At 42.3% G+C, this 22,784-nt stretch carries 25 protein-coding genes; 20 read left to right on the top strand and 5 right to left on the bottom strand.

The genetic code is table 11. The features are described 5' to 3' along the window. Positions 1-77 precede the first annotated feature (77 nt). The 12 genes from argR (at position 78) to G573_RS0102505 (ending at position 11,965) form a co-directional block, all read left to right on the top strand. On the top strand, positions 78-515 hold the full coding sequence (gene argR, locus G573_RS0102560) for an arginine repressor (RefSeq protein ID WP_027975249.1): 438 nt from the start codon (positions 78-80) through the stop codon (positions 513-515). Further along, on the top strand, positions 512-859 hold the full coding sequence (locus G573_RS0102555; RefSeq protein ID WP_027975248.1) for a YlbF family regulator: 348 nt from the start codon (positions 512-514) through the stop codon (positions 857-859). The genes argR and G573_RS0102555 overlap by 4 nt, the downstream gene beginning before the upstream one ends. Then, on the top strand, positions 852-3,401 hold the full coding sequence (gene mutS, locus G573_RS0102550; RefSeq protein ID WP_027975247.1) for a DNA mismatch repair protein MutS: 2,550 nt from the start codon (positions 852-854) through the stop codon (positions 3,399-3,401). Before G573_RS0102555 ends, mutS begins: the two co-directional genes overlap by 8 nt. Before the next feature lie 74 nt (positions 3,402-3,475). After that, positions 3,476-5,431, top strand: coding sequence for a DNA mismatch repair endonuclease MutL (gene mutL / locus G573_RS0102545; protein WP_027975246.1), 1,956 nt, complete (start codon positions 3,476-3,478; stop codon positions 5,429-5,431). A 24-nt stretch (positions 5,432-5,455) separates the two neighbouring features. Beyond that, complete coding sequence (locus G573_RS11620) at positions 5,456-6,151, top strand: CPBP family intramembrane glutamic endopeptidase (protein WP_245543131.1); 696 nt, start codon at positions 5,456-5,458, stop codon at positions 6,149-6,151. Positions 6,152-6,233: 82 nt separating this feature from the next. Next, complete coding sequence (gene ruvA, locus G573_RS0102535; RefSeq protein ID WP_027975244.1) at positions 6,234-6,827, top strand: Holliday junction branch migration protein RuvA; 594 nt, start codon at positions 6,234-6,236, stop codon at positions 6,825-6,827. A gap of 32 nt (positions 6,828-6,859) precedes the next feature. Beyond that, entirely contained in the window at positions 6,860-7,429 is a 570-nt protein-coding gene (locus G573_RS0102530) for a DNA-3-methyladenine glycosylase I (protein WP_027975243.1), read from the top strand. 290 nt (positions 7,430-7,719) lie between these two features. Then, positions 7,720-8,976 (top strand): competence/damage-inducible protein A, encoded by a 1,257-nt coding sequence (locus G573_RS0102525; RefSeq protein WP_027975242.1) that lies wholly within the window; start codon positions 7,720-7,722, stop codon positions 8,974-8,976. A gap of 43 nt (positions 8,977-9,019) precedes the next feature. Continuing rightward, positions 9,020-10,168, top strand: a complete 1,149-nt coding sequence (gene recA, locus G573_RS0102520; protein ID WP_027975241.1) for a recombinase RecA — start codon at positions 9,020-9,022, stop codon at positions 10,166-10,168. A gap of 84 nt (positions 10,169-10,252) precedes the next feature. Next, positions 10,253-10,651 carry a transcriptional regulator Spx gene (spx, locus tag G573_RS0102515; protein WP_027975240.1) on the top strand — a complete coding sequence of 133 codons (399 nt, stop codon included), beginning with the start codon at positions 10,253-10,255 and terminating at the stop codon, positions 10,649-10,651. 245 nt (positions 10,652-10,896) lie between these two features. Beyond that, positions 10,897-11,316: a hypothetical protein gene (locus G573_RS0102510; protein ID WP_027975239.1), complete on the top strand. Its 420-nt coding sequence runs from the start codon at positions 10,897-10,899 to the stop codon at positions 11,314-11,316. Positions 11,317-11,347: 31 nt separating this feature from the next. Next, complete coding sequence (locus G573_RS0102505; RefSeq protein ID WP_027975238.1) at positions 11,348-11,965, top strand: SP0191 family lipoprotein; 618 nt, start codon at positions 11,348-11,350, stop codon at positions 11,963-11,965. 106 nt (positions 11,966-12,071) lie between these two features. On the opposite strand, the gene G573_RS0102500 is transcribed toward G573_RS0102505, so the two are convergent. Together G573_RS0102500 and G573_RS0102495 are read right to left on the bottom strand one after the other, a co-directional pair. Next, positions 12,072-12,518: a DUF3021 domain-containing protein gene (locus G573_RS0102500; protein ID WP_027975237.1), complete on the bottom strand. Its 447-nt coding sequence runs from the start codon at positions 12,516-12,518 to the stop codon at positions 12,072-12,074. A gap of 14 nt (positions 12,519-12,532) precedes the next feature. Further along, positions 12,533-12,967 carry a LytTR family DNA-binding domain-containing protein gene (locus G573_RS0102495; RefSeq protein ID WP_027975236.1) on the bottom strand — a complete coding sequence of 145 codons (435 nt, stop codon included), beginning with the start codon at positions 12,965-12,967 and terminating at the stop codon, positions 12,533-12,535. Between the two features lie 166 nt (positions 12,968-13,133). Between G573_RS0102495 and G573_RS0102490 the strand changes: the two genes are divergently transcribed. From G573_RS0102490 to G573_RS0102480, 3 genes are all read left to right on the top strand, one after another. Further along, positions 13,134-13,403 carry an IreB family regulatory phosphoprotein gene (locus G573_RS0102490; protein WP_003089901.1) on the top strand — a complete coding sequence of 90 codons (270 nt, stop codon included), beginning with the start codon at positions 13,134-13,136 and terminating at the stop codon, positions 13,401-13,403. After that, on the top strand, positions 13,400-13,819 hold the full coding sequence (gene ruvX, locus G573_RS0102485) for a Holliday junction resolvase RuvX (RefSeq protein ID WP_027975235.1): 420 nt from the start codon (positions 13,400-13,402) through the stop codon (positions 13,817-13,819). Before G573_RS0102490 ends, ruvX begins: the two co-directional genes overlap by 4 nt. A 93-nt stretch (positions 13,820-13,912) precedes the next feature. Then, entirely contained in the window at positions 13,913-14,212 is a 300-nt protein-coding gene (locus G573_RS0102480; protein ID WP_027975234.1) for a DUF1292 domain-containing protein, read from the top strand. Positions 14,213-14,427: 215 nt separating this feature from the next. Here the strand turns inward: G573_RS0102480 and G573_RS0102475 are convergent, their stop codons facing one another. Beyond that, positions 14,428-15,192, bottom strand: a complete 765-nt coding sequence (locus G573_RS0102475; RefSeq protein ID WP_027975233.1) for a (S)-acetoin forming diacetyl reductase — start codon at positions 15,190-15,192, stop codon at positions 14,428-14,430. Positions 15,193-15,645: 453 nt separating this feature from the next. Between G573_RS0102475 and G573_RS0102465 the strand changes: the two genes are divergently transcribed. The 5 genes from G573_RS0102465 (at position 15,646) to nrdG (ending at position 21,042) form a co-directional block, all read left to right on the top strand. Beyond that, a complete protein-coding gene (locus tag G573_RS0102465; protein WP_027975232.1) occupies positions 15,646-17,211 on the top strand; it encodes a glycosyltransferase family protein in 1,566 nt (521 codons plus the stop codon). A gap of 99 nt (positions 17,212-17,310) precedes the next feature. After that, positions 17,311-19,515, top strand: coding sequence for an anaerobic ribonucleoside-triphosphate reductase (gene nrdD / locus G573_RS0102460; protein WP_027975231.1), 2,205 nt, complete (start codon positions 17,311-17,313; stop codon positions 19,513-19,515). Between the two features lie 274 nt (positions 19,516-19,789). After that, positions 19,790-19,960 (top strand): hypothetical protein, encoded by a 171-nt coding sequence (locus tag G573_RS11390; protein ID WP_027975229.1) that lies wholly within the window; start codon positions 19,790-19,792, stop codon positions 19,958-19,960. Beyond that, complete coding sequence (locus G573_RS0102445; protein WP_027975228.1) at positions 19,935-20,456, top strand: GNAT family N-acetyltransferase; 522 nt, start codon at positions 19,935-19,937, stop codon at positions 20,454-20,456. The genes G573_RS11390 and G573_RS0102445 overlap by 26 nt, the downstream gene beginning before the upstream one ends. After that, entirely contained in the window at positions 20,437-21,042 is a 606-nt protein-coding gene (gene nrdG / locus G573_RS0102440; RefSeq protein WP_027975227.1) for an anaerobic ribonucleoside-triphosphate reductase activating protein, read from the top strand. The genes G573_RS0102445 and nrdG overlap by 20 nt, the downstream gene beginning before the upstream one ends. A 117-nt stretch (positions 21,043-21,159) precedes the next feature. Here nrdG and yaaA read toward each other — a convergent pair whose 3' ends face one another. Beyond that, on the bottom strand, positions 21,160-21,891 hold the full coding sequence (yaaA, locus tag G573_RS0102435; protein WP_027975226.1) for a peroxide stress protein YaaA: 732 nt from the start codon (positions 21,889-21,891) through the stop codon (positions 21,160-21,162). 21 nt (positions 21,892-21,912) lie between these two features. Next, on the bottom strand, positions 21,913-22,707 hold the full coding sequence (gene zupT, locus G573_RS0102430; RefSeq protein ID WP_027975225.1) for a zinc transporter ZupT: 795 nt from the start codon (positions 22,705-22,707) through the stop codon (positions 21,913-21,915). Positions 22,708-22,784: the final 77 nt, after the last annotated feature.

Genomic DNA, 22,784 nt, shown 5'->3' with positions numbered 1-22,784 from the left:
CTTTTAACAATCAAAGGATGAAAAAAGCCCCAATTTTTGATATAATTTTAGAGATAATCAGATAATTGAGGAAACTAATGAATAAAAAAGACCGTCAGCAGCAGATAAAGCGTATCATTCAGGCCAATCATATCGGTACTCAGGAAGAAATTAAAGCCCATCTTCAAAAAGAGGGCATTTCGGTAACACAGGCGACCCTTTCGCGCGATTTGCGGGAGATCGGCCTGTTAAAACTGCGAGACGAATCAGGACGGCTGTACTACAGCCTTTCAGAAGGGGAGTCTTCTTACTTTGAACCCCTTATTTTGAGTTATGTTTTAAGCGTTGCACGTGCTGGCTTTATGCTGGTTCTGCATACGAATCTGGGTGAGGCAGATGTTTTGGCCAATCTGATTGATGGCAGCCAAAAGTCTGAAATTCTGGGAACGATTGCCGGTGCGGACACCTTGTTAGTTATTTGTAAAGATGAAGAAACCGCCGGCCGGCTGGAAAATGATATTTTGTCAAACCTATGAATTCATTTGAAGAAGCACTTGAAACTTTAGTTGCACTGCTGCGAAAACATGACAGTGTCACAGCTTATCAGGCTGTTGAAAAAAAGATTAAGTCGCTGCCTGAGCTCAGCCACTTGGCCCATGAAATGAAGGCTTATCAGCAAGATGCTGTGCTTTTTCAGAAAATTGAAAAGGCAAAGGCTCAAAAAAAGGCAGATCAGCAGGCGGAGCAGCTGGGAAAAGATTTAGACGGCCTTCCGATTGTCCAGGATTATCGAGCTAAGATGCAGGATGCCAGCGATCTTTTGCAGTATGTTACAAAGACGCTGGAAGACAGGATAAATGAGGAGTTAGGAAATGACTAAGGAAAAACTCTCTCCGGGAATGCAGCAGTATTTGGATATTAAGGAAGATTATCCAGATGCTTTTTTGCTTTTCCGTATGGGAGATTTTTACGAACTATTTTATGATGATGCCGTCAAGGCCGCCAGAATTTTAGAAATCAGCCTCACCAGCCGCAACAAAAATGCAGACAATCCCATTCCAATGGCGGGTGTTCCCTACCATTCAGCTCAGCAGTATATTGATGTGCTGGTTGAGCTGGGTTACAAGGTTGCTATTGCTGAGCAGATGGAAGATCCTAAAAAAGCTGTCGGTGTCGTTAAACGTGAGGTCGTTCAGGTTATTACACCGGGGACGCTGGTGGATTCAAGCAAGCCGGACAGTGCCAATAATTTTTTAGTTGCTCTTGATACGGACGGCAATCGTTTTGGACTTTCTTATATGGATCTGTCAACCGGGGAATTTTATGCGACGACCTTAGCAGATTTAACCGCGGTCAGAAGTGAAGTGCTTAATCTTAAGGCGCGTGAGCTGGTTCTGGGTTTTGATCTTGATGAGGAAGCAGAACAGATTTTCCGCAAGCAGATGAATCTTCTCTTGTCTGTTGAAAAAACGGTCTATGGCGATCTGCACCTGCTTGACAGCCAGTTAACCGATCTGGAGCTTGCCGTAGCTGGTAAGCTTTTACAATATGTGCATACAACTCAAAAGCGAGAGCTGAGCCATTTACAAAAGCTTGTCCACTACGAAATTAAAGATTATTTGCAAATGTCTTACACCACAAAATCCAGTTTGGATCTCTTGGAAAATGCTCGCAGCGGTAAAAAACACGGCAGCCTCTATTGGCTTTTGGACGAGACAAAAACAGCGATGGGAACCCGGCTTTTACGGACTTGGATTGACCGTCCTTTAGTCAGCCGTAAGCTTATCAGCAAGCGTCAGGAGATTATCCAAGTTTTTCTTGATCAATTTTTTGAACGCAGTGATTTGAGCGACAGTCTTAAGGGAGTTTACGATATCGAGCGCTTGGCCAGCCGAGTTTCTTTTGGAAAAGCAAATCCTAAGGATCTTTTGCAGCTGGGTCAGACCTTGGCTCAGGTTCCGGTCATTAAGGCTATTTTAGAAAGTTTTGCCAATCCTGCGCTGGAAAATTTAGTCAATCAAATTGATCCCCTTCCAGAGCTTGAAGAGCTGATTCGCTCAGCTATTGATCCTAACGCGCAAATGACGATTACAGAAGGTAATATTATTCGCGAAGGTTTTGATGAGACCTTGGATAAATACCATAAAGTCATGAGGGAAGGAACAAGCTGGATTGCGGATATCGAGGCCAAAGAGCGCCAAGCAAGCGGTATTTCCACTTTGAAGATTGATTATAATAAAAAAGACGGTTACTATTTCCATGTCACTAATTCTAATCTCTCTTTGGTGCCTGAACACTTCTTTAGAAAGGCAACCTTGAAAAATTCTGAGCGTTTCGGAACAGCGGAGTTAGCCAAAATTGAGGGTGAAATGCTGGAAGCGCGAGAAGAATCAGCTAATTTAGAGTATGATATTTTCATGAGGATTAGGGCTCAGGTTGAATCCTATATTGAACGCCTGCAAACTCTGGCTAAGACGCTGGCAACGGTTGATGTCCTGCAAAGTTTGGCGGTGGTGGCAGAAAATAACCACTATGTTCGTCCGGTTTTTAACGATGATAGAATCATCACTATTGAGAGCGGCCGCCATGCAGTGGTTGAAAAAGTCATGGGTGCCCAAGAGTATATTCCTAATACGATCCATCTCAATCAAGATACCAGTATCCAGCTGATTACAGGACCTAATATGAGCGGTAAGTCAACCTATATGCGCCAGCTCGCCCTGACTGTCATCATGGCTCAAATGGGATCCTTTGTTGCAGCTAATTCAGCTGATCTGCCTATTTTTGATGCTATTTTTACCCGCATCGGTGCGGCAGATGATTTGATTTCCGGGCAGTCAACCTTTATGGTTGAAATGATGGAAGCCAACCATGCTATCAAGGCTGCCAATGAAAACTCTCTGATTCTTTTTGATGAACTGGGCCGCGGAACAGCTACCTATGACGGAATGGCTCTGGCACAGGCTATTATTGAATACATTCATGATAACATCAAGGCTAAGACGATGTTTGCCACTCACTATCACGAGTTGACAGACCTGTCAACTAGCTTGACACACCTTGTCAATGTCCATGTTGCAACTCTGGAAAAAGATGGGGAAGTGACTTTCTTACACAAGATAACAGACGGTCCGGCAGATAAGTCTTATGGGATTCATGTCGCAAAAATTGCCGGCCTCCCTGAAGATTTATTGAACCGTGCAGACCATATTTTAGTAGACTTAGAAAACACCAGTGCTGCTGTTTCGGTTAATCTGAAAAATGACAAAAGTCCTGATCAGCCTGCCCAAGAACAGCTGTCGCTCTTTACTATCACTGACGATCACAAAGAGCTGCTGGAAAAATTAGGACAGCTGGATGTTGCCAATTTAACCCCGAGAGAAGCGATGAATGCTCTTTTTGATTTGAAAGATATGCTATAGCAGAGGAGTTATCTCAATTGAGATTGCTCCTTTGTTTTATGTTATAATAGACACACATTCCAGTGAGGTAACTTATGTCAAAAATTATTGAACTACCAGAAATATTAGCCAATCAGATCGCTGCCGGTGAAGTCATTGAAAGACCGGCCAGTGTCGTAAAAGAATTAGTGGAAAATGCTATTGATGCAGGCAGCAGTCAGATCACCATCGAAATTGAGGAATCAGGTCTCAAAAAGATTCAGGTGACAGATAACGGTCAAGGAATGGAAGAGGCTGATGTAGCTATGAGTCTGCACCGCCATGCCACCAGTAAAATCAAGAGTCAGGCTGACCTTTTTAGGATTCGCACGCTGGGTTTTCGCGGTGAAGCCCTTCCTTCCATCGCCTCTGTCAGCCGTTTGAGTATCAAAACTGCCAGTAAGACAGAAAATCACGGGACTTTCCTCCTGGCTAACGGAGGCAAGGTTGAAAAAGAAGAAGCCGTCAGTACACCGGTTGGTACAAAAATAACCGTCGAAGATCTTTTTTTCAATACTCCGGCTCGGCTAAAATATATGAAGAGTCTGCAAGCTGAGTTAGCCCACATTATTGATGTTATCAACCGTCTCAGTCTGGCCCACCCGGAGATTGCCTTTACCTTGGTTAATGACGGCCGTGAACTGACAAGAACTTCAGGCAATGGTGATTTGCGCCAGGCTATAGCAGGCATTTACGGCCTTAATACGGCTAAAAAAATGGTTGAAATTTCCAATGCTGACCTTGATTTTGAAGTGTCCGGCTATATCAGCCTGCCGGAGCTGACACGGGCAAACCGCAACTATATCACGATTCTTATCAACGGACGCTATATCAAGAATTTTCTGCTGAACCGAGCCATCTTAGATGGTTACGGGTCTAAGCTGATGGTGGGGCGCTTTCCTATTGCAGTTATTGATATTCAGATCGATCCTTACCTAGCAGATGTCAATGTTCACCCTACCAAGCAGGAAGTTAGAATTTCTAAAGAAAAAGAGCTGATGCAGCTTATCAGCTCAGCTATTGCTGACAGTCTCAGAGAACAGGACTTAATTCCTGATGCTCTGGAAAATCTTGCTAAGGCCAGCACTCGCCATAGTCAAACGCAGCAGCAGACTTCCTTGCCGCTAAAGCAGCCAAGTATTTATTACGACAAGGAGAAAAATGATTTTTTCCGTAAAGACACAACAGTAGCAGAGGCTGAAACTTCCTTTACAGAAGTTGACAATGCTGTAAAGCAAGCTGTTGACAACGAACCGTCTGGTGCAGTTAAATATGCTGAGCGCAAGCAAGACAGCCAAGAGGACAAAGACCACCCAGATATCATTTTAAGTGATAAAAACCAAAAACGTCAGCTCAGTAAGCTGATGCAAAATTTGGAAAATGAAGAAGCCTCTTCTTTTCCTGAATTGGATTATTTCGGTCAGATGCATGGAACTTATCTCTTTGCTCAGGGGGAAGGCGGTCTTTACATTATTGATCAGCACGCTGCACAAGAACGTGTAAAATATGAGTACTATCGTGAAAAAATAGGTCAGGTTGACAGTAGTTTACAGCAGCTTTTGGTGCCTTATCTTTTTGAATTCCCAGCCAATGATTTTATGACCTTGCAGGAAAAAATGCCAATTCTCAACGAAGTTGGTATCTACTTGGAGGCCTACGGGGAAAATACTTTCATTCTGCGAGAGCATCCGATCTGGCTGCAGGAAAAAGAAATCGAATCTGCCATTTATGAAATGTGCGACATGCTGCTTTTGACAAATGAAGTATCCGTAAAAAATTACCGGGCAGAGCTGGCCATTATGATGTCCTGCAAGCGCTCGATCAAAGCTAATCATGCCTTAGATGACTATTCTGCCAGAAATCTTTTGAATCAGCTGTCGCAGTGCAAGAATCCCTACAACTGTCCGCACGGTCGGCCGGTTTTAGTTAATTTTACCAAGTCTGATATGGAAAAAATGTTCCGCCGGATTCAGGAAAACCATACCAGCCTGCGAGAGTTGGGCAAATACTGATTGAGAGGATTAGGAGGGAGAAACATGAGTTATTCGGCATCTCGCTGCATTAAATTTCTAACCATCTTTATCCTGTGTTTCCTCCTGAATCCTTATCGTTTTTTACCAGTAGCAGACGATATTCGCCAATTTTTACGATTTTCGGTTTATATTGCAGTCGCTATCAATGGAATTTGGCTGTTTAGAGATGATTTTGCACACACCTATTTGACGTTTAAACAGCATATCTGGCGCTCGCTGGGAAGCTTGGTCTTTCTGGCGGTCTTAATCTTATTGGGAGAGGTGCTGAGTTCAGTCTTGATGGGTATCCTTTGTCAACTATTTAATAGCACAGAAGAAACCTTGGCCAATCAAGTATATTTGGAAAAATTGCTTAATCATCGCTTCTTATTTCTGCCCGCTGTTGTCTCTGTCTCATTGACAGGGCCTGTTGTTGAAGAATTAGTCTTTCGTAAGTCCATGATTGATTTGGGCAAGAAATACCTGCCTCTTCCGCTTATTGTTAGTTTACAGGCCGTCTTATTTGCAGCCATCCATATTCATCTGTTTCAGACTTCGGAGTTTATTAATGCCACTCCATATTTAATAGCTGCTTTTATCTATGGGATAGCTTATATAAGGACTGACCAGATTTTTTACCCAATTGCTGTGCATATTTTTTTCAATACAGTCAATATTCTGATGCTTTTAGTTCTTAAAATAGCTGCCGCCTGCCTTTAGGCCGCTTTTATGCTTGGCTGACAGTCCCCCGAAAATTCATAAATTATGCTATACTGGTAAGGATTAAAGAAAGGCAAAAAACATGTTTGATTATATCAAAGGAAAATTAACGAAAATCACAGCAAAATACATTGTCGTTGAAGCAAATGGTCTGGGTTATATCATCAATGTCGCTAACCCTTACAGCTTTTCAGAGCAGATGAATCAGGAACTGAAAATTTACCTGCATCACGTCGTGCGTGAGGATGCACAGCTGCTTTATGGCTTTCATACGGAAGATGAAAAGTCGGTTTTTCTTAATCTTATTTCAGTCTCAGGAATTGGGCCTACGTCAGCGCTTGCTATTATTGCAGCCGACGATAATGAAGGTTTAGTAGCAGCTATTGATAAGAGCGATGTGACTTACCTCATGAAATTTCCGAAAATCGGGAAAAAAACCGCCCAACAAATGGTTTTAGATTTGGCTGGCAAGTTTGTCGATGCTGAAACAGCAGAAGCTGGCAAAAGAAGCAAACCTTCGGTTGCGGACAATAAAGATTTGGAAGAAGCTATGGAGGCTCTTTTGGCATTGGGATATAAGGCCAAGGAACTGAAAAAAATTCGTAGGTTCTTTGAAGGCACTAACGATACGGCTGAGAACTACATCAAGGCAGCCTTAAAAATGCTCATTAAGTAACAAGCTTGATATTTTCATTAGAGGAGGTTATTATGCAGCGCTGCGGCTGGGTGAAAGAAAACAACCCTTTGTATATCGCTTATCATGATGAGGAATGGGGACAACCGCTCCATGATGATCAAAAACTATTTGAATTACTGTGCTTAGAGACTTACCAGGCAGGGCTGTCTTGGGAGACAGTCCTCAATAAACGTGCTGCTTTTAAAAAAGCCTTCCATAACTATGATGTTCAAAAAGTAGCTCACATGTCAGATCAGGATTTGGATCGATTGATGGAAAATCCTGAGATTATTCGCAATAAACGTAAAATTTATTCTACTCGTGCTAACGCGCTGGCCTTTTTAAAAATTCAGGAAGAGTTTGCTAGCTTTGATGCCTACCTCTGGTCTTTTGTCAATGGCAAGAGCGTCAATCATAATATCGAAAATTATCAGGAAGTACCGAGTAAGACAGCTTTGTCTGAGAATCTTTCCAAAGATTTAAAAAAGAAAGGCTTTAAATTTGTCGGACCCGTCTGCATTTATTCTTATCTGCAGGCCGCTGGTTTGATCAATGACCATGAAATCAGCTGTGATTTTAATCCCAGTAAGAGAGAAGCTTGAATTTTATTGCTCACTTGACAGACCTGTAAACCGCAGTAAGAGTAAGATAACTAGGCAGAACAGGTAAATACCGGATATAATAATGATGAAAAGCAGGGACAGCTGTCCTTGTCTTTTTCGTCGTTAGCGATTTTGTGAAAAGACTTCCTGGTTTAGCGCGGTAAAAACGCGGTAATTGCTTTATAGTTTAGCTCTCAAGAGGCCCAAAATGATTTTTAGCAAAAATAAGAAATTAAACTTATTTTGTGATAAAATAAAGCGATATTACGAATAGATAAGTAGGTGACAATATGAAAGCTGAGATTATTGCTGTCGGGACAGAGATTTTGATGGGACAGATTGTCAATACCAATGCGCAGTTTTTATCAGAAAAGCTGGCACAGCTGGGCATTGATGTTTATTTTCAGACGGCAGTAGGTGATAATGAAGAGCGTCTTTTGTCTGTTTTAAATATTGCTAAAGGACGCAGCGATTTAGTAGTGCTCTGCGGCGGCTTAGGCCCCACAGAAGATGACTTAACCAAGCAGACCCTGGCAAAATTTTTAGGAAGAGATTTGGTTTTTGATGAAGCTGCCCAAGCTCGTCTGGATGAATTTTTTGCTTCTCGTCCGGCCTCAGCACGCACGCCCAACAATGAACGTCAGGCACAGATTGTTACAGGAAGCCGGCCGCTGCCTAATGCAACCGGTTTAGCCGTAGGCGGTATTTTAAAAGCTGAAGGAGTGACTTATGTTGTACTGCCGGGACCGCCGAGTGAATTGAAGCCTATGGTCAATCAGGAGCTCCTGCCTTATTTATCTGAGACGTCTGAACAGCTTTATTCGCGCGTGCTGCGCTTTTTCGGTATTGGTGAGAGCCGTTTGGTTACCTTGCTGCATGACCTGATTGATAGACAGACAGACCCCACTATTGCTCCTTATGCCAAGATTGGAGAAGTGACCATTCGGCTGTCAACAAAGGCCTATAGTCAAGAGGGAGCAGATGCTAAGCTGGATCAAGTAGAAAAAGACATTTTAGCAGTTGACCATTTATCTGACTACCTTTACGGCTATGGTGAGGATAATTCATTGGCTCAGGTAGTGTTTGACCTGCTTAAAAAGGAAGGAAAAACAATTACAGCAGCCGAAAGTTTAACTGCAGGGCTGTTTCAAGCAAGACTGGCAGATTTTGCAGGAGCTTCGGATATTTTTAAGGGAGGCTTTGTGACTTACAGCATAGAAGAAAAAGCAAAAATGCTGAATATTCCGCTTGAAGAGCTAAAAACGCACGGTGTTGTCAGCGATTTTACCGCTAAAAAAATGGCGGAGCAGTCACGGCTTCTAACCGGAGCAGACTTAGCTGTTTCCTTGACCGGAGTAGCTGGTCCCGATCAGTTGGAAGGTCAGCCGGCCGGAACCGTCTTTATCGGGCTGTCAAGCGCTCAGGAAACTTTGTCACGCAAGGTTTTGATAGGGGGCCGCAGCCGCTCAGATGTACGCCATATTGCTGTTTTGCATGCTTTTAATTTAGTACGTCAAACTTTATTATCTGATAAAAATTTAGTATAATAAAATGACGGTCTTGGAACTTTAAAAAATAGGAGAAAAAGGATTGGCAAAAAAAACAAAAAAGACAGAAGAAATTACCAAAAAATTTGGAGATGAGCGCAAAAAAGCGCTTGATACTGCTTTAAAAAATATTGAGAAAGACTTTGGTAAAGGTGCCGTTATGCGCCTTGGGGAACGAGCTGAGCAAAAAGTTCAAGTCATGAGCTCAGGCAGCTTGGCTCTTGATATTGCCTTAGGTGCCGGCGGCTATCCTAAAGGACGTATTGTTGAAATCTACGGACCGGAATCATCAGGTAAAACAACCGTTGCTCTTCATGCTGTAGCCCAAGCCCAAAAAGATGGCGGAATTGCTGCTTTTATTGACGCAGAGCATGCTTTAGATCCAGCCTATGCAGCAGCTCTGGGCGTTAATATTGATGAACTGCTGCTGTCCCAGCCGGATTCAGGAGAGCAAGGCCTTGAAATTGCCGGTCAGCTGATTGACTCAGGTGCTGTTGATTTGGTAGTTGTTGACTCAGTTGCTGCGCTTGTACCGCGTGCAGAAATCGACGGTGACATCGGTGACAGCCATGTCGGTCTTCAGGCGCGGATGATGAGTCAGGCCATGCGTAAGCTGTCTGCATCTATCAATAAGACAAAAACTATCGCAATTTTTATCAATCAGCTGCGTGAAAAAGTCGGAGTGATGTTTGGCAATCCCGAAACAACACCCGGCGGGCGTGCACTGAAGTTTTACGCGTCTGTGCGTCTTGATGTCCGCGGCAATACTCAAATTAAGGGAACCGGCGATCAAAAAGACAGCAATATTGGTAAGGAAACCAAAATTAAAGTTGTAAAAAATAAAGTTGCTCCGCCGTTTAAGGAAGCCTTTGTGGAAATCATGTATGGAGAAGGAATCTCCCGCACAGGTGAGCTGGTTAAAATTGCCAGCGATTTAGGCATTATTCAAAAGGCTGGTGCTTGGTATTCTTATAATGGTGAGAAGATTGGTCAAGGTTCAGAAAATGCTAAGAAATTCTTGGCTGATAATCCCGAAATCTTTGATGAAATTGACCATAAAGTACGTGTTCAGTATGGTTTGATTGAAGACAGTGAATCTGATCAAAAACAGGAATCTAAAGAAGACAGTACTGCTCAATCTGATCAAGATCTCGTTCTCGAACTCGATGATGCTATTGAACTGGAAGATTAAATAAAAATAGGTCCAGAGACCGACTATTTATTTAATGAATTGTGCTAAGATAGTATTATCCTGTAAGGAAAGAGAGATTGAAACATGATTAAAATTTATACAATTTCAAGCTGTACAAGTTGCAAGAAAGCAAAAACATGGCTTAATGCTCACAAACTCCCTTATAAAGAACAAAACTTAGCAAAAGATATACTGACCAAGGAAGAGATTCTTAACATCCTTTCAAAAACAGAAAACGGGATTGAAAGTATTGTATCCTCAAAAAATCGTTATGCCAAGGCTCTCAACTGTAATATTGATGATTTGAGTGTCAACGAGGTCATTGATTTAATTCAGGAGAATCCCCGGATTCTAAAGAGTCCTATTTTGATTGATGATAAACGTCTTCAGGTCGGTTATAAAGAAGATGATATTCGTGCTTTCTTGCCGCGGGCTATCCGCAATGTTGAAAATACAGAAGCTCGTTTGCGTGCAGCTTTGTAAAAAGTGAAAAGCTGGAACTTGTGTTCCGGCTTTTTTGCTGTCTTAAGTATTTGCGGCGGAGTTTGTTTCAGCATAAAGGGTAAAGACTGTTGCATCACGGATCGGCTTCTATACTGAAAGTAAATGAAACAGAGCCAGAAACTTCTCAGAGGAGTGTAAAAACATTAGAATTGGTCCTTAATTTTTTTAATATTCTTACTGTTTTTCCTTTAAATTATGCTATACTGGAATCAAGGAGAAGGATTATGAGAAGAAGTAGTAAGAAACAAAAAGAGTTGGCTCCCTTTTGGCTGTATTATAAAATCGGTATCGGTCTGGTTTTTATTGCCTCATTGGCAGTGCTTTATTTTTACCGGTCTCAATGGCTGATTATTCTTCCGTTTGCTTATTTATCAGGGCTTCTGCTGCTCTTGTCCAGAACTAAGCTAAGTGGCTGGGCTCTGGTTGTACTTAGTTTTATCCGCTACGTAGTTATCTTTTTTACACTGACTTACGGTGCCTTTGTTGCTTTAGATATTAAACAGGGTGCAAGCGTAAAGGAAGCCCTGACAGCACCATATCACCTGTTTTCTCTTGTTTTTGAGCCCACCATGCCTTTTTCAGGGATATTACTGGGGGTTATAATACTGCTCCTCTTCCTCTTTGCTTATCGAAAGAGAGTATAGCCGTAGCTGATTATACAAAGGAGATGAATTATTGAAAAAGAAATTGACGCTGCTTCTGCTGACTAGCTTGCTTTTAACAGCCTGTGCCCCGGTACATCTGGTTAGGGAAGTTTCTTCCAGAAAAACAGAATCTGGAAAAATGGTGAAGAAATCAGTCAAGAAGAAAAAACATTCTGACACAACCACAACAACTGAAGAAGAAAAAGAAGTTGTTACTGAGGCCTATACCTATACGTATAAGTCTAAAAGTGACATGCCTGATCAAAGGCATACGCACACGCTGACCTATCAAGGCGACAAGTTTCTTACCATTAAGATGGAAGTCATCCAGCCTTATGATGAGCAGACAACAGCAACTTTAAAAAATCACAGTTTAGAAGAAGTACGGGCACTTTTGAAAAAACAAATGGATGTCAATCCGGATATTCAAAAGCTCAAAACTGTCCGAGGCGTAGCCTTGGATATTGATGTTACAGAAAACTATGAAGCAAAGGTAACCTTTACTTTTGATATTCCAAATATTGACAGGGATGCCTTGTCAGCAGTTGGAAGCAGTTTCGGTGATTTATCAAGAATGACGAGACTAACACCAAAACTTTATATCGCTGCTCTCAAAAGAGAGGGTGCAACGAAGATTATTCAACAGTAAGTCTGGAAGAGACGGCTGCTATAGCTGTCTTCCCCAGACTTTGTTTTTTTAAAGATAATTATTCCAGCGTGATAAACGATCTAAGAGTATCTTATCGTTCCGCTGTTTAGATCTGACTGAGACGCTTATTGATTTCTTGAACGTCTTTTTTTTGTGTCAAATAGAGGAAGAGATAAATGAAGCTATAAATGATAGACGCAAGGAGCAAGAATAAACCAAAACTTGCCCAAGCCATTTTAAACCAATGCAGGTAAATACCCGAAAGAACAAGCGGGATAAGGATTAGAAAATAATGAATTGCAGTTGCAGACAGCAGGCTTAATCTTTCATTTTTAAAAAGCCTGCCTGCCGCCCCCTGAAGTATTCCAAGCAGCGCGAAGATTAAAAGCTGAACAGCGCCGGCCTGTGAGGCTGATGAGAACATGTGAGTGAAACTTGGGATTCCCAGAGAGCTGCTGTTTGGAAAAAAGAGGGTAGTGATGAGACAGTTTATGAATGAGCCGATTCCCATTCCAATAAAAGCATAACTGATAATGTGTTTAGCGATTTTCATGGTAGGTTTCCTCCTTAAATTTTTAATTTTTCTTTAAAGCGCTTTAAACTGCGTCTGGATACAAAACTGACAAAGCCGTTTTTTAAAGTGACTTCAATGCTGCCCTTAATGGTCAGATCCAGCTGTTTTATATATTTGATATTGATTATTTCTCCCTGTGAAATCCGAATGAAATTTGAATTTAAGTGCTGCTCAAAATAAAAAATTCTTTGTTTGGCCAAATAGGTGTCCGTTAGGGTTTGAATGAAAACATGCTTGTTTTCAGTGAAAATCCGAATGATGTTTTCAGTCTTGATAAATTCCAGCCGCTTGTTTTTGTAGCCATAGATAAAATAAGGTTTTTTCTCAATAAAATCAATAATTTCCTGAGTTTGTAAATCAATCTGCGCTGTGTAAATTTTAATCAGGGTTTCTTTTAGCTGAGCATCCTTAATAACTTCTAGTTTCATATAGCTTTCCTTCCTTTGTCTTTAGTATATAGAATTTTTGAAAGGGAGACCAGCGTTTGCGGCTATGTGGCTTCTAATTTGAGATATGTGGCTCTTATCCTTGTGAAAATACTGAAAATAAGATATAATGTAACATGATATTCCCTATGAGAAAGAAGGTGTTATTGTGGGATTTACAGATGAAACAGTTCGTTTTAACCTTGACGATGGAAATAAAAAAGAAATCAGTGAAACGTTGACGCATGTTTATCGTTCACTAGAAGAAAAAGGTTATAATCCAATCAACCAGATTGTCGGTTATGTTTTGAGTGGTGATCCTGCTTACGTACCTCGTTACAATGATGCTCGCAATCAAATCCGTAAATATGAACGCGATGAAATTGTGGAAGAATTGGTACGTTATTATTTACAAGGAAACGGGATTGATTTAGGATGAGAATAATGGGGCTGGACGTCGGTTCAAAAACCGTTGGTGTTGCGATTAGCGATCCTCTGGGTTTTACAGCGCAGGGAGTTGAGATTATTGCTATTAATGAAGCCAATGGAGAATTCGGCCTTGAGCGCCTAGCTGATCTGGTCAAAGAGTACAAGGTTGAAAAGTTTGTGGTAGGCCTGCCTAAAAATATGAACAACACAAGCGGTCCGCGTGTTGAGGCCAGCAGAGCTTACGGAGAAAAAATCAAGGAGCTTTTTGAGCTGCCTGTTGATTATCAGGATGAGCGCCTGACCACTGTTCAGGCAGAACGAATGTTAGTTGAGCAGGCTGATGTCAGCCGCGGCAAACGTAAAAAAGTTATTGATAAGCTGGCCGCTCAGCTGATTTTGCAAAATTATTTAGATCGAATGTTTTAAGCAGGAATGCTTAAAAGCTGTAGTCAGGTAATTCAGCTGCTTTCTTCACCGGAACGAAAGCCAATTTATCAAATGAAAATATAGGAGGCGATTATGTCACATCATCATGAACAAGAGCATGACCTTATCACGCTTGTTGACGAGCAGGGAAATGAGACCTTGTTTGAAATTCTTTTAACGATTGACGGGAAAGAAGAATTTGGGAAAAATTATGTTCTTTTAGTGCCGGCCGGAGCTGAAGAAGATGCTGATGGTCAGATTGAAATTCAAGCCTATTCATTTACTGAAAATGAAGATGGCACAGAAGGCGATTTACAGCCGATTCCAGAAGATGCTGATGCTGAATGGGATATGATTGAAGAAGTTTTCAACAGCTTTTTAGATGAAGATTAATAAAAGGTCTCTGATGCTTGTATCAGCTTTCAAACGTTAGACAGACTGTTTATGAGAAGGATTGTGTTCTGAATTGCAGAGCTCAGTTCTTTTAGTTTTGTCCGGATAGGTTTATTATTGAAATGATAAATTTGTCATTTAATATTATAAAAAGCACCTCTAATCTTAGATTTTTAACCTAAGGTTAGGGGTGCTTTTAATCTTAATCTGAGAAATTAATGGAATTGCATACCGCCATCAACAACAATCGTCTGGCCGGTGATATAGTCTGAATCAGGTCCTGCCAGGAAAGCAACCGCATTAGCGACATCTTCTGGCTCAGATAGACGCTTGAGGGTGATATCCTTAGCGAAGGTTTGCATACCCCATTCGTCATCTTTACCGGCATTTTTTCCGACTTCATGTGCAATATCATACATCATTGGTGTCTTCACAATACCAGGTGCATAAGCGTTTACCGTAATGCCGTCATCAGCCAGATCACGAGCTAAGGTCTGGGTAATTCCGCGAACAGCAAATTTAGTTCCGCCATAAATAGTCAAGTTAGGATTGCCGACTACACCGGCCTGAGAGGTCGCATTGATGATTTTGCCCCCATGACCCAAACGTTCAAAAATTCTTTGAGCAGCTTGACTGCCCCAGATAACACTGCCGACGTTAATCGCAAATGTCTGTTCAAATTGTTCGGGTGTGATGGTTTCCAGCGGTGTTGTCGGAGCGACACCGGCATTATTGACCACCACAGTCAGGTCTCCAAAGTGCTCAACGACTTGGTCAAAAGCGGCAAACACCTGGTCTTGCTTCGAAACGTCAGCAATTACAGCAAAGGCATTTTCAGCTGACAGCTGCTCCACAGCAGCATTGGCTGACTCTTTATTGTAATCCAAGATTCCTATTTTAAAACCGTCTGCATGCAAGCGTTTAGCGATAGCAAAACCAATCCCCTGACCAGCACCGGTAACAATAGCAACTTTAGTCATAAAAACGACCCCCAAAAATTTTATGGGTCTTATTATATCTTTTTCCAGCTCTGTCATCAAGAAAGGGTTTGCATTTTTAGGCGTTTTTAACATATCATTTATAACTGAAATAATTTTAACTATTTTGACTTGTTTGCTTCTGGACGAGGATAACAGTTACTATTTTAAAACGGCCCTTCATCATAAGCATTTCTTCTCTCTGCTCTTAGAAGATCATTCTTGTAGGAAAGTCAGTGGAGCTGTCAAAGCTTGCTCTTTTTGCGAATAGTTAAAAGGGGTGTACAATGAGTAAGAAGAAGCTGACTCGGGAAGAGGAATTATTTTTAAAAGCCTATAGAGAAAAGTCTTGCCACCGTTTCAGAGACATTTTAACTTATGCTTTTATCTTAGATAAATTGACTAATAAGTAGATTTTGTTATACTTTTAATAGGAAAATTCAAGGAGAAACTAGTTTGGATAAACGACAAGATAAATACAGCAATGAAACATTGGCAGACCAAAGTGTCCGCAAGGATTCTGATACGAGCAGGGGGCCTGCAGAAGTTGATTCTCTGCATCGGCTTTATATTACTATCTTCAGCGCTTTTGTCAGCTTTTTCAGTGTGGCTATGCCTGTTTTCACTGATTTTGGCAATGCTGTGCAGTCTCAGAATCTCTATACTGGCTTTATGATGGCCCAGAACCATTTGCCTTACAGTGATATTTTTGCGACGGGCGGCTTTGTCTATTATGGACTGATCTCTTTGAGTTATTTATTAGGAAGCAGTTTCTGGCTGATCTTTGTCCAGTTTGCCGCCTTTTACTTTTCAGGGATCTACCTTTATAAGATTGTTTACCACATGACGGATAAAGAAGAAGTAGCCATCAACACTATACTGCTTTTTTATCTGGGCAATTTTGCGCTGGGCTTTGGCGGTCTTTACCCTGTTCAGTTTGCCATGCCATTTGTCTTGCTGTCGCTGTGGTTTTTGACGAAATATTTTGCGGGACTGACAAGAGATGAGGGCTTTATCGTTTATGGTCTGACAGGAGCGTTTGCCTATTTAATTGAGCCCAGGACCCTGTTTTTCTGGTTGGTTTCTTTGGCTGTCATCTGTGTTCACAACATTAAAAATCGTCGTTATGCCCACGGTTTCTATCAGATTCTCTGCTTGCTGTTTGGCGGACTTCTGGTATTTTATACCTTCGGCTATTTTGTCTTAAACATGCAGATCCTGTCGTCCTATGTTTCTCAGGCCGGAACTTATTATTTTACTTATTTTGCACTGGGCAAAGAGGATGTCTTGCTGACAATTCTCTTCCAGCTCTTTGTGCTCTTTGCTTCGGGTCTGTTAATGGGAGCTTTGACTTTCTTTAATCATATTAAGCGGGAGACCGATCGGGATGATCTGGTCAAATCAATTGTCTTTCTAAGCTTTGTTTTCAGCCTGATTTTCATTTTGCTGTCACAAAGTTTTGCGACCTATCAGTTCTTACTGCTTCTGCCGTTTGGGCTGGTTTTGACGGGACTTTATCTTGATGATAAGTATAAGGAATCCCAGAGGCGCAGGTCGCGCCGCCGTAAGCAGCACAGACGGCTGTCGCGCAGAGTCTTTGAACTGTTTTTACTGGGGCATTTTTACCTGCCCTGCCTGCTGTTTGTTTACGGTTTGGCTCAGCCGGTTGTTCACTATGTTTCCTCTTATGGTTTAAATCAGGAGCGGGCACAGGCAGCCGATTATATCAGAGAAAATACTGACAAGGATTCCAAAATCTATGTCTGGGATTCCAGTGCTAAAATTTATATGGATGCTAACCGTCTCTCCAGTTCACAGTTTCCTCTGCCTGCAATCAATACGGTTAAAGAGTCTAATGAAAAAACGCTGGAAGATGAACTGTTGCAAAATGAAGCTTCCTATATTTTAGTTAATGAAACTGCAGACCGCTTGCCGGATGTCTTAAAAAATAATTTTAGAAAAAATTATAAAGCGATTTCCTTGAAGACAAGCCCTGACTTCACTGTTTACAAGCGAAAATAGCCTAAAAATCAATATATTGTGTCTAATTACTTTTTTTGCCACAATATATTGATTTTTTTCTTTCTTGTGTTATAATAGCTCTTGTAAGGAGAGAGACATATGATTGCACTCGAAAAAGAAAATATTTTTGCTAAACCTGCTATGATTGTCATTAAACGTGACGGCCGTCAAGTTGCTTTTGACAAAGACAAAATTTATCAGGCTATCGTCAGAGCAAGTAACCAGGTAACACCGATCACACCTTTTATTGAGGCAAAGCTGTCGGATATTGCTGATCGGGTTGTTGCTGAAATTTATGAGCGTTTTAGCGAAAATATTAAAATTTATGAAATTCAAAATATTGTAGAGCATGAACTCCTAGAGGCCGGAGAATACACTATTGCTCAGGAGTATATTAATTATCGTGCAAAACGTGATTTTGAGCGCTCTCAAGCCACTGATATCAATTTTACCATTGATAAATTGATTAATAAGGATCAGACTGTTGTCAATGAAAATGCTAACAAAGACAGTGATGTCTTCAACACCCAGCGCGATTTAACAGCTGGTATTGTCGGCAAATCAATCGGCCTTAAGATGCTGCCTGAGCATGTTGCCAATGCGCATCTTAAAGGGGATATTCATTACCATGATTTGGACTACAGCCCTTATACGCCGATGACCAACTGCTGTTTGATTGATTTCAAGGGTATGCTGGAGTCTGGTTTTAAGATTGGCAATGCCGAGGTTGAAAGTCCTAAGTCTATCCAGACGGCGACAGCTCAGATTTCCCAAATCATTGCAAATGTAGCTTCCAGCCAATACGGCGGCTGTTCTGCTGACCGCATTGATGAGACTCTGGCTCCTTATGCAGAACTCAATTATCAAAAGCATTTAAAAGATGCTCAAAAATGGGTTGCTGAGGACAAGCAGGAAGAATATGCGCGTGAAAAGACCAAAAAAGACATCTATGATGCCATGCAAAGTCTCGAATATGAAATCAATACTCTCTTCACCTCTAATGGACAAACACCGTTTACGTCTCTAGGTTTTGGTTTGGGTACGGATTGGTTTGAACGTGAAATTCAAAAGGCTATCCTTAACATTCGGATTAAAGGGCTGGGCAGTGAGCATCGTACAGCTATCTTTCCTAAGCTCATTTTCACTGTTAAGCGCGGTCTTAATTTGGAACCGGGAACACCGAACTATGATATTAAGCAGTTAGCGCTTGAATGTGCCACTAAGCGCATGTACCCTGATATGCTGTCTTACGAAAAGATTATTGAGCTGACAGGTTCTTTCAAGGTTCCTATGGGCTGCCGTTCCTTTCTTCAAGGCTGGAAAGATGAAAATGGCGTTGAAGTGAATTCCGGCCGTATGAATCTCGGCGTGGTAACGGTCAACCTGCCGCGTATTGCTCTTGAATCCAACGGAAATATTGATAAATTCTGGGATATTTTCAGCGAAAAAATGGCTATTGCTAAAGATGCGCTTGTTTACCGCGTTAACCGTGTTAAAGAAGCTACGCCTGCTAACGCGCCTATCCTCTATCAATACGGTGCTTTTGGCAAACGTCTTGGCAAGGACGATTCAGTAGATGAATTGTTCAAGGATCGCAGGGCGACAGTTTCACTTGGCTACATCGGACTGTACGAAGTCGCTACTGTCTTTTACGGCGGTGAGTGGGAAACCAATCCGGCAGCTAAAGACTTTACCATTGATATTATCCGTCAGATGAAGGATCTCTGCGGTAAATGGTCCAATGAATATAATTACCATTTCTCTGTTTATTCGACACCGTCTGAAAGTCTGACAGACCGCTTCTGCCGTTTAGATACCGAAAAATTTGGTGTCATCAAAGATATTACGGACAAAGAATACTATACGAATTCTTTCCACTATGATGTGCGTAAAAATCCGACACCATTTGAAAAATTAGATTTCGAAAAAGATTATCCGGAAGCAGGTGCGACAGGCGGCTTTATTCACTACTGCGAATACCCTGTGCTGCAGCAAAATCCTAAAGCGCTTGAAGCTGTCTGGGACTATGCTTATGACCGTGTTGGCTATCTGGGAACTAATACACCGATTGATCGCTGCTATGATTGTGGTTTTGAGGGTGATTTTACACCGACAGAACGTGGTTTTATGTGCCCGAACTGCGGTAACACAGACCCTAAGACTGCCGATGTAGTCAAGAGAACCTGCGGTTACCTTGGCAATCCTCAGGCTCGTCCCATGGTAAATGGCCGTCACAAGGAAATTTCAGCTCGTGTGAAACACATGAACGGCTCAACCATCAAGAATCCGGGACATAAAAACTAGATTTGTTTCTGGTTTTATCAGGCTGGTGCTGATAATCTTTTGAGGCCAAGGAGGCAGGTTTTGAGTGCTCACTGCCTGCTTCCTCGTTTCGGCAGAACATAAAAGATTTAGGCTTAGCTGTAAGATTGCTGAAATGGTGAGAGGGACTGGGAAAGTTGTTTCCCGCCCCTTTTTTAGCTTTTAGGCCTGCAGTCTGCAAAACTGCTTGCAGACTGTTAGGAAGCTGCAAGTGCGCAGTATTTGAAATTTAACATAATTAGAAAGAAAAGAAAAAATGGGAAAGTACCAATTAGATGATAAAGGGAAGGCGCAGGTTCAGCGCTTCCATGAAAAACACTCACAAGGCATGAATGCCCAAACTAAAAAGTCCCGCGTTCAGGCTCTGCGTGAAAAATTTTTAGGAAAAGGAAAGACTGCCAATGGAGCTAAGAAGACCAAGTCTTAAAGACAAAACAGCTATTCTTGATATGATAGAGGAGTTTACAGACAGTCATTCCGCTCATGACGGCGGCTTTTGGGCTGAGGATTTTAACTATGAAGACTGGCTGCAGACCAATTTAGCCTATGAGATGGGGATTGCTCTTCCTGATGGTTTTGTTCCTGCTATTCAGCTGGTCTCTTTTGATGATGAGGGACGGGCCTTGGGTTTTCTGCACATCCGTCTGCGTCTCAACGACTTTTTGCTGAGTCAAGGCGGACACATCGGTTATTCTATTCGGCCGTCTGCGCGCGGCAAGGGCTATGCTAAGGAAGCGCTGCGTCTGGGTCTGCTGGAAGCTAAGGCAAAAAATATTAAACAAGTTCTTCTTACCTGCCGTGATGACAATCCGGCCAGCCGGTCGGTCATTTTGTCCAACGGCGGTGTCTTGGAAGATGTCAGAGATCATACAGAGCGCTACTGGATCGATTTGGAGGAGAAAGATGACATGGAACACACCTAAACCCGGAGAATGGAAGAGTGAGGAGCTGAGTCAGGGACGGATCATTGATTACAAGGCCTTTAACTTTGTTGATGGTGAAGGCGTGCGCAATTCGCTCTATGTATCCGGCTGCATGTTCCACTGCGAAGGCTGCTATAATGTGGCTACGTGGTCGTTTAAAGCCGGGATTCCCTATACACAGGAGTTGGAAGAGCAGATCATGAAAGATTTGGCCCAGCCCTACGTGCAGGGCTTGACGCTTTTAGGCGGTGAGCCGTTTTTAAATACGGGGATTCTCATTCCCTTGCTTAAGCGCATTCGCAAGGAGCTGCCGGAAAAGGATATCTGGTCCTGGACGGGCTATACTTGGGAAGAGCTGATGCTGGAGACACCGGATAAACTGGAGATGCTTGGACTGGTTGACATTCTAGTAGATGGACGTTTTGACAAATCAAAAAAGAACCTCATGCTGCAGTTTCGCGGTTCTTCTAATCAGCGTATTATTGATGTTCCTAAATCACTGGCTAAGGGTGAAGTTGTCATTTGGGATAAGCTCAATGATGGCAAAGAGACCTATGAGCAGGTTGACAGGAACAATTTGATTTAAAGCTGAGCAGTCTGTCTGATCCAATAAGGCTGCCGATCCTTAATGAAACCGAAATGATACAACGATAAAACCGAGGCAGAACATCTGCCTCGGTTTTATGATCTGAATTGGAGCACCTCAGTCATTTTGCCTTTTGATAAAGACAAGTTCCTTGGCACTTGAGAGGTCTGGCTGATACTGAAAGCCGTCAAAGGAGAGAGCCTGCAGGTCTTCGACGGTTCGGCACTGCTCATGCATGGCCTGTGTCAGAAAAGCTCCCCTTGCTTTTTTGGAAATGGTCGAATGTGTTTTCAAGCAGCCGCCGCGCTCCTCCAAAAATTTAACAGCTGTCAGCCGGCTGCGGACTTTGGGGGAAAAGACGTCCGTGAATTCACTGGACAAGAGTGAGATGACCCTGTCATTTTCTAAGACAAAGCGGTCATAGTCTTTACGCCAGTAATTCTTGAGGGATTCTCCCTCAACACTGATCTTAGTATTAAAATCCAAGCGGTGGGGGGCGATTCTTTCAAAGGCAGGGATAATGCCGTAGAGAGCAGATGTTATAAAGAGATGATCTTTCAGAAAACTTTGTTCATCAAGGGACAGGTCCTCGCGTTTGATATGGCGGTACATGAGACCGTTAAAGAGCTGGAGTGCAGGATAGGCTTGTGCCTGTCCTTTTTGAATGGCCTGCAGACGCCCGTATTCGAGCTCAGCAGCCTGAGGCTTAATCTTATAGACCTTGCTCAGCTCTTCAGCCGATAAGGCTGCAAGCTGGCTGATAATAGGATGGGTTTTAATCGGAAGTTCTTGCGGAGCGAAAGCGCCGCTTTCTTTCATTTCCTTAGCTGTCGGGATTAAAAATTTCATAGATTTCCTTACTAACTGATCTTAGATAAAGAGCAAGAGGCTTATGGCCATGACGATCATACCGGAGATTAAGCCATAGATAGCCAAGTGGTGCTTGCCGTATTCTTCAGCGGCCGGCAGCAGCTCATCCAGAGAAATAAAGACCATAATCCCGGCCACTCCTGAAAAGATAGCACCGTAGACAATGTCATTCATAATAGGCATCAGCAAAAACCAGCCGATAATAGCACCTAACGGTTCAGCCAGACCAGACAGGAAGGAATAGGTAAAGGCCTTTTTCTTTGAGCCTGTTGCCTGATAAATAGGTACCGAAACCGCAATGCCTTCGGGAATGTTGTGAATGGCGATGGCCACAACAATGGGAATAGCAACACTTGCGTCCTGCAGACCGGAGATAAAGGTTGCTAAGCCTTCCGGAAAATTATGGATAGCGATGGCGATAGCTGTCATCAGCCCCATGCGCATGAGTTTTCTGGGCTTTTGCTCTTCCTCCTCAACCGTTTTGATTTCATGGGGATTTTCCTCAGAGGGAATCAATTTATCAATAATAGCAATCAAAAACATACCGCCAAAGAAGGCCAGAGCAGTTAGCCAAGAGCCGCTTCGTTTGTCCAGCGCTTTAATCAGAATGTCCTTGGCTGTAGGGAAAATTTCAATCGTAGAGACATAGATCATCACACCGGCAGAAAACCCTAGGCTGACAGATAAGAAAGCTTTATTGGTATGCTTGGCAACAAAAGCAATGAGACTGCCGATTCCGGTTGACAGCCCGGCAATGGCGGTAAGCACAAAGGCAGTAAGTAAATTTTGAGACATAGTAAATTCTTTCTCTGGATATGTTTGTATGCTCTCATTATAATATGAATTGCTGTTTTCATCAAATCCTCTAAATG

The organism is Streptococcus devriesei DSM 19639, from assembly GCF_000423725.1.
Lineage (GTDB): Bacteria > Bacillota > Bacilli > Lactobacillales > Streptococcaceae > Streptococcus > Streptococcus devriesei.
Note: the sequence above shows the minus strand (reverse complement) of the source record. Positions and strands in the feature narration are given on the sequence as shown.